This is a genomic window from Achromobacter sp., from assembly GCF_036567245.1.
Classification (GTDB): Bacteria; Pseudomonadota; Gammaproteobacteria; order Burkholderiales; family Burkholderiaceae_B; genus Achromobacter.
On record NZ_DATCUY010000237.1, the window covers coordinates 1 to 6,952 of the forward strand.

Sequence of the window (6,952 nt, forward strand, 5' to 3'; positions counted from 1 at the left end):
GCCGTACTGGCTGGCGTTGCCCTGCCGGCGCTGGGCTGGAACCCGGTGCTCCTCTCCAGCGCCTCTGCGCCGGGCGCCGCGCGGCTGGAGCAGCAACTGGTCGAGCAGGTGCGTCCGGGCGAACCGGCCCAAGCGTCGCCGCGCGCAAGCGGTCCGCTCGCTTCGCTGCCAGGCGCCAACGGCTGGCTGAATTCGCTTCCGCTCAGCGCCGCCGATCTCGACGGCAAGATCGTGCTGGTCGACTTCTGGACCTACTCCTGCATCAACTGCTTGCGCACGCTCCCCTATCTGAAGACCTGGCACGACAAGTACAAGGATGCGGGGCTGGAAGTGATAGGCGTGCATGCACCCGAATTTGCTTTCGAGAAAAACGCCGCCAATGTGCGCCGCGCGGTCGAGGACCTGGGCATCCAGTACCCGGTGGCCCAGGACAACGGGTTCCGGATATGGCGCGCGTTCCGCAATCAGTCCTGGCCCGCCTTCTATCTGCTCGATGGCCAGGGGCGCGTGCGGTACACAGTCGCGGGCGAACACGATTACGCGCAGACGGAGCGCATGATCCAGCGTCTGCTTGCGGAAGCGGGCCGGACGCTGCCCGACACCGGCGTCGCCCTGCCCCCGGCTCGCGGCGTGGAAGCGCCGCCGCAGTGGTCCACGCTGCATTCGGGCGAGAGCTACCTCGGTTACGGCAAGGCCACGAGCTATGCGCCGGGCGGCACCCGGATCAGGCAGGACCGGGACACGGCCTATGTCCCCGCCGCCGAACTCGGCGCCAATCAGTGGACGCTGGCCGGACCGTGGCGGCTGGAGCCGGAGCGCGCAGTGGTCACCGGCAACAACGGCCGCATCATCCAGCGCTTTCGCGCGCGCGATCTGCATTTGGTGCTGGGCCCATCCGCCGACGGCCGGCCGGTGCGCTTTCGCGTCACGCTGGATGGCCGGCCGCCACTGGCCGACCATGGGACAGACGTCAACGAACAGGGGGAAGGCGTCATCGACCGGCAGAAGCTCTATCAGCTCATCCGGCAGCAGGCGCCGGACCGCGATCGCGTCTTCGAGATTGAATTCCTGGAGCCAGGCGCCGAGGCTTATGCCTTTACTTTCGGTTAAGCAGATCGGCGCTGTCGGAACGGCGGTCGTCGCCCCATTCGGCGGCATACAAGGGCAGGGCCGCCACTTTCGAAGTTGTGTCATTTCCTTTCAGTTTTAGGCGGAGAACAGAACAAAGATCCGCCATGTCCCAGCAACCACACAAACCGAAGTGAGCGGGCGCGAAAAATCCGATTCAGAGTCAGCAACCGAAGAAGTTGGAAATAATGCGAAATAAATTGCACCCGCCCCTCCGCTAAGGTCATTCCAGCCACGACTTGGAGGAGAGCGAGCATGAAGGCCATCGGTTCTGCTGCGATTCTGTCTGCGACTATCGGCTTTTCCCTGCCCGGCGCGACCCTGGCTCAGGTGTATGAGAACGGGAGTTCGACAGCGACTTTCAATGTGTCCCTGACCGTGCAGGCGAATTGCACGATCGCCGCCGATCCGCTGGTGTTTCCGTCCACCGGCCTCCTGAGCGCGCCGGTAAACCAGGAAACGACGCTCAGGGTCACCTGCACGAATACCACCCCCTACAACGTAGGCCTGGATGCCGGGACCGCCACGGGGTCGACGATTGCAAACCGTCAGCTCGCGGGCACGGCGCCTGGCAATACCGGCACCAATGTGGGCTACCAGCTCTATCAAAATGCCGGCCGCACGACGGTGTGGGGCAACACCCAAGGCACGGACACCGTGGGCGGCACCGGCACGGGTACGGCCCAGGCGTTGACCGTCTACGGCCGGGTTCCGCCGCAGGCCGCCCCCGCGCCGGATACCTATCAATCGACGGTCACGGCCACCGTCTACTTCTGACCCTGGATCGACATGACGACGCTTGGGATCGTTCGCCAGGCGGCGGGAGCCTGTCTCTTCGCCATGGCGCTGCAGGCGCATGCCGCCAGCCTGCAGATCTCGCCGGTGATCCTGAACATGGACGGCGCGGAGCGCGCCACCAGCATGACCTTGCGCAACGAAGGCGCCGAGCCCATCTATGGCCAGGTCCGCGTTTACGCCTGGCGCCAGACCACGACCGAGGATGTGCTGCAGGAGACATCGGCCCTGGTGGCCAGTCCGCCCATGATCCAGATCGCGCCGGGCGGCACGCAAGTCGTCCGCCTGTTGCAGCCCGAGGCCGCCAAGCGCCCCGGCGAGGCGTCGTACCGCCTAATCATCGACGAGATCGCGCCGCCCGACCCATTGCGCGCAACGGGCGTGCAGGTGCGGCTGCGCTATTCCGTGCCAGTGTTCGTGGGAGCTGCGCCGCAGAGTCCGGCACAGCGGCACCTGACCTGGTCCCTGGTGCGCGAGGGCCGCGATTGGGCCTTGCGCGTCGACAACAGCGGCGCGCACCGCGCGCAGCTCAGCGATGTGGCGCTCGTCTTCAACGGCAAGCGCCACAGCCTGCGGGACGGCTTGCTTGGCTACGTCCTGGGGGCCAGCGCACGCCAGTGGTCCCTGCCCTTCCAACCCTCGATGCAGGGGGCGATCACGGTCGATGCGCGGGTGAACAGCGTTCCCATCCAGGCCGACGTGCAAGCCGATACAGGGAAGTGACACATTGCGCGCGCACCGCACAGCTGACACTGATGCTTGCCGTCGCAGCCGTTCACTGCAGCGCGCGGACGCAGCCCGCCCCAGCGGCGGCCATGGGGCAGGCGGCCATCGACGTCTATCTGAACGTCAGCTTCGGCGGCCGGCCCAGCCATCAAATCGCGCGCTTCGAAGACCAGCATGGCCGCCTGTCGGCGCGCGGCGCGGACTTGCGGGGGATGGGGGTCGATACCCAGGCCCTGGGCATATCGGACGAGGCACGCGTTCCCCTGGAGCGGATTCCGGGCCTGAAGTACCGCTACGACGCGGCCGCGCAAGAAGTCGATCTTGACATGCCGGTCCGGTACCGCACTCCGAATCGCATCGATGCGCGAGGCCTGTCCCCTGTTGCCGCCGCGACTGCGGATCGGGGTCTGCTCATCAATTACGATCTTTATGCCCGGACCGACCGCGAGAATCCGCTGGCGCTCTGGAGCGAACAACGCTATTTCGACAAGCACGGGGTCTTCAGCAATACGGGCACGGCCTATCTGTATCGCGACCTGCGACGCTACGTCCGTTTCGACTCCAGCTGGACCCGCTCGGATCCGGCCACGCTGACGGCCACCCAGGTGGGCGACACCATTTCCGGATCGCTGGCCTGGTCGCGCTCGATACGCATGGGCGGCCTGCAATGGCGGCGCAATTTCTCATTGCGGCCCGACCTGGTCACATTTCCCATGCCGGACTTCGCCGGCAGCGCCGTGGTGCCGTCCGCCGTCGACGTCTACATCAACAACATCCGGCGCTATTCCGGCAATGTCCCCAGCGGCCCATTCGTGGTGGACAACGTTGCCGGCATCACGGGCTACGGGCAGGCCAATCTCATCACGCGCGACGCCCTGGGCAGGCCGGTCTCGCAGTCGGTTCCCATCTACATCGACACGCGGCTGCTGGCGCAAGGCATGTCCAGCTATTCGGTCGAAGCGGGCTTTCTGCGACGTGCCTACGGCTGGCGGTCATTCGACTACAAGGACGATCCAGCGTTCAGCGGAACATGGCAATACGGCGTCTCGAACGCCCTGACCGTGGAAGCCCATGGCGAAGCCAGCGCCGGGCTGTACAACGCGGGCGCCGGCATGCTGGCGAAACTGGGAATGGCGGGCGTCATCAATGCGTCCCTGGCCGGCAGCCTGGGCAGGAACACGGGCCTGCAGGCCGGCGTGGGCTACCAGTATGTGGACGAGCGCTATTCCATCGACATACAAAGCCTGCGCGCGATCTCGGATTATGCGGACCTGGCGGGCAATGACGGCATCCCTGTGCCCCGCGCCAGCGACAGGGCGACGCTGGCCGTGCCATTGGGCGGCGGGCAGACCGTATCGCTGAGCTATATCGGGCAACGCTATCCGGGCGTCGAGGCCGCCCATATCGCATCGGTGGCCTATAGCACCCGCCTCGGCAATCGCGCCACGCTGACCATGAGCGCCTATCAGGACTTCAATGACAGCGACAGCCGCGGCGCATTCCTCAGCCTGGGCATCACCCTGGGCGACATCTCGCTCAATGCCATGGCCGGCCGCCAGGACGGCGGCACCTACACCAACGCCAGCGCGATCCGCAGCCCCGACTATGGCGGTGGATTCGGCTGGGGCGTGCAGGCCGGCACCTACGAGGCGGGCCGGTATGAGCAAGGCTGGGGCCGCTATCTGGGACGCTACGGCGAGATCACGCTGGGCGCGCAGCGCTACGACGGACGCACCACGGGCGAACTCGACGTCAATGGCGCCCTGGTGTTCATGGATGGCGTGGCGCAGGCCTCCCGCCGCATCGACGACGGCTTCGCGCTGGTTTCCGCCGGCGAACCTGGCCTGCCCATCCTGCATCAGAACCGGGTCATCGGCCATACGGGATCCGACGGACATATGGTGGTGCCGGACCTGAACAGCTATCAGACCAACACGCTGGAGCTCGACGGCCTGGACCTGCCGCCCAACGCGCAAGTGTCAGCCTATGCGCTCGACGTGGTGCCCCAGTCCCGATCCGGCGTGCTGGCGGAGTTCGGCATCACCCGGGAAGCCGCGGCCACGATCGATCTGGTGGACGGCGACGGCAAACCGCTGCCAGTGGGCGCGCAGGTCGTGCACAGGGAAAGCGGGTCTGAAAGCGTGGTGGGGTACGGCAGCCAGACGTTCGTGCGCAATCTGGGCAAGCTCAATCATCTGGACGTGCGGGGACAGGATCTGGCATGCACTGCGCAGTTCGCCTTCCAGACGCCAGCAGACGGCAGCCTGCCGCGCCTGGGGCCAGTGGCTTGCGTGGAGCCGCAGCCATGAAAAAGCTGATCGCCGCATTGTTGCTGGCGGCCCTGTGGCTGGGGGGAAACAGCGCGCAAGCGCAGACCTGCACCGTGTCCATGGCCCCCATCACATTTCCGAACCTCAATCCGGTACTCGGCTCGTCGGTGACGCAGGCCGGCACGCTGACAGTGACCTGCACTTGGGGCCTGCTCACAGGAGGCTATGCCCGGGTGTGCGTGAACCTGGGCATCGGCAGCGGATCGACTGTGCAAGACCCGCGGCAGATGGCCAATGGAGCCAACCGCCTGCAGTACCGGCTTGCGCCGAACACGTCCATGAGTCCGTTGTGGGGGTCAGCCACCAACGGATCGACGCCCGTCGTCGTCGACCTGACCCAGCCTCTGCTGGGAAGCCAGGCCACCGTCAACCAGCCGATCACCGGGCAGATCCTGCCAGGCCAATACACGGTGCCGACGGCCAACAACGCCACCACCGCCTACTCGGAAACCTTCCCCGGCGTGGCGACCTTCAACTACGGCTTCTCCATCCTGGTCCGGCCCGCGTGCGCGTCGCTGACGTCCCGTGGCAGCTACAACTTCACGGTGCGCGCCAACGTGACCAACAACTGCACCATCTCCGCCGCCCCGTTGAACTTCGGGTCCATGGCGGACTTTCGCTCTGCCCGCCTGGCCAATACGACGCTGGCGGTGCGCTGCACCAACAACGATGCCTACCGGATACGCTTGAACGGGGGCCAGAACGGCACCGTGAGCCAACGCTACCTGCGAGACGCCACAGGCACGCGGCTGGTAAGGTATGACCTGCACACGTCGGCGGACCGCACGGTTCCCTGGGGGGACGGCACCGCAGGCACCGCATTCGTCACGGGCACGGGGACCGGCAACATCCAGCAGGTGCAGGTCTATGGGAGGGTGCCCGCGCAGGCAGCGCCGCGCCCCGGGCAATACAGCGACGTGGTGACCGCCACCATCGAATTCTGATGGTCAGAACACCACCGTCCAGTGCTGCTCGCCCACCGCGCGCTGCGCGTGCCAGGGCGTCCCTCGGGAGCAGCGCACCGCCGGGCGAGCCGGCCCCGGGCTGACCGTGCAGAGGCTGGGGACCGTGAAGCGCACGAGCATCGGCGCAAGAGGCGCGGACTTTGCCTGGTGGGCCGCCAGGGCAACGCTGCCCGCCAGCAGGAGTCCCAACGCCGGGTAGACAAACTTGGAGGCCATAAAAAGCTCCAGACCAGAGTTGAGCCATATGCAGTAACGGCCGCAAGCGGCGTTTCTTAAGCGCGGCTCGACTCCACACCCCGTTTTTTTGGCCCAGATCGCACAGGAGATTCTCTAGTGGTTGGATCCGCAACGACAGCATCGATTCCATTCCCGCCCCGCAATCAAGCGGCACCCCATCGGCGGCGCCGACGCGAGAGGCCATGGTTGACCGCGCTGCTGCTGGCGGCGATGCTGTGTTGCCTGTCCCTTTCCTGGCAAGCCCGGTCCGCCGGGCTGCTGCCACCGCAAGCAACGGCGACGTCATCCTCCGCCCTTACGCCGGCCGCGCTCGCAGACCTGCTGGAAAATCCCGAGGCGCGCAAGGCGCTGGTGGACGAGTTGCGGACGCAGGCGGCCGGCGCGAAGCCCGCCACTCCCCGCTCCACGGGTACGGCTGCGGCGCCCGCGCAATCCGCCGAACCCGGCCTGCAGGAACGCATGGCCGACAACGTCCAGCGCTTTTTGACCGGCCTTGCGACCGATATGGGACAGGGCGTGGAAGACATGCGCGCGCTGGCCTCGGGCGACAGCCTGCGAATGGACAGCGACGCCGCGGGCCATGCCTTGAAGCCTCTCGCACTGGCCGCCGCCGCCACCATCCTCGCCTTCATCCTGCTGCGGATGATCGCCATGTACATCTACGGGCGCATCGACCGTTGGGTCGCCGAGCAGCGCCATCATCCCGAAACGCCTCCCAGGCGCGGCGCGCCGGCCTCCATGCGCGTGCTGTCCCGCCGCGCGGGCGCCATC

6 protein-coding genes and 1 pseudogene are annotated in these 6,952 nt (G+C 66.6%); 6 read left to right on the forward strand and 1 reads right to left on the reverse strand.

Annotation, left to right across the window (positions count from 1 at the left end; genetic code table 11):
• The 5 genes from VIR09_RS10490 to VIR09_RS10510 all read left to right on the forward strand — a co-directional run.
• Positions 1–1,110, forward strand: a 1,110-nt coding sequence (locus tag VIR09_RS10490; protein WP_332012811.1) for a thioredoxin family protein, incomplete at its 5' end; no start/stop codon positions are given.
• Positions 1,111–1,383: 273 nt separating this feature from the next.
• Positions 1,384–1,905: a spore coat U domain-containing protein gene (locus VIR09_RS10495; RefSeq protein ID WP_332012812.1), complete on the forward strand. Its 522-nt coding sequence runs from the start codon at positions 1,384–1,386 to the stop codon at positions 1,903–1,905.
• Between the two features lie 12 nt (positions 1,906–1,917).
• On the forward strand, positions 1,918–2,646 hold the full coding sequence (locus tag VIR09_RS10500; RefSeq protein ID WP_332012813.1) for a molecular chaperone: 729 nt from the start codon (positions 1,918–1,920) through the stop codon (positions 2,644–2,646).
• A 32-nt stretch (positions 2,647–2,678) separates the two neighbouring features.
• Positions 2,679–4,958, forward strand: coding sequence for a fimbria/pilus outer membrane usher protein (locus VIR09_RS10505; RefSeq protein WP_332012814.1), 2,280 nt, complete (start codon positions 2,679–2,681; stop codon positions 4,956–4,958).
• The gene (locus VIR09_RS10510) at positions 4,955–5,923 is read left to right on the forward strand and encodes a spore coat U domain-containing protein (RefSeq protein ID WP_332012815.1); all 969 of its coding nucleotides are present in this window, start codon (positions 4,955–4,957) and stop codon (positions 5,921–5,923) included. The genes VIR09_RS10505 and VIR09_RS10510 overlap by 4 nt, the downstream gene beginning before the upstream one ends.
• A gap of 3 nt (positions 5,924–5,926) precedes the next feature.
• Here VIR09_RS10510 and VIR09_RS10515 read toward each other — a convergent pair whose 3' ends face one another.
• A complete protein-coding gene (locus VIR09_RS10515; RefSeq protein ID WP_332012816.1) occupies positions 5,927–6,160 on the reverse strand; it encodes a hypothetical protein in 234 nt (77 codons plus the stop codon).
• Between the two features lie 207 nt (positions 6,161–6,367).
• Here VIR09_RS10515 and VIR09_RS10520 point away from each other — a divergent pair.
• Positions 6,368–6,952: pseudogene (locus VIR09_RS10520) on the forward strand (mechanosensitive ion channel protein); the annotation flags it as partial.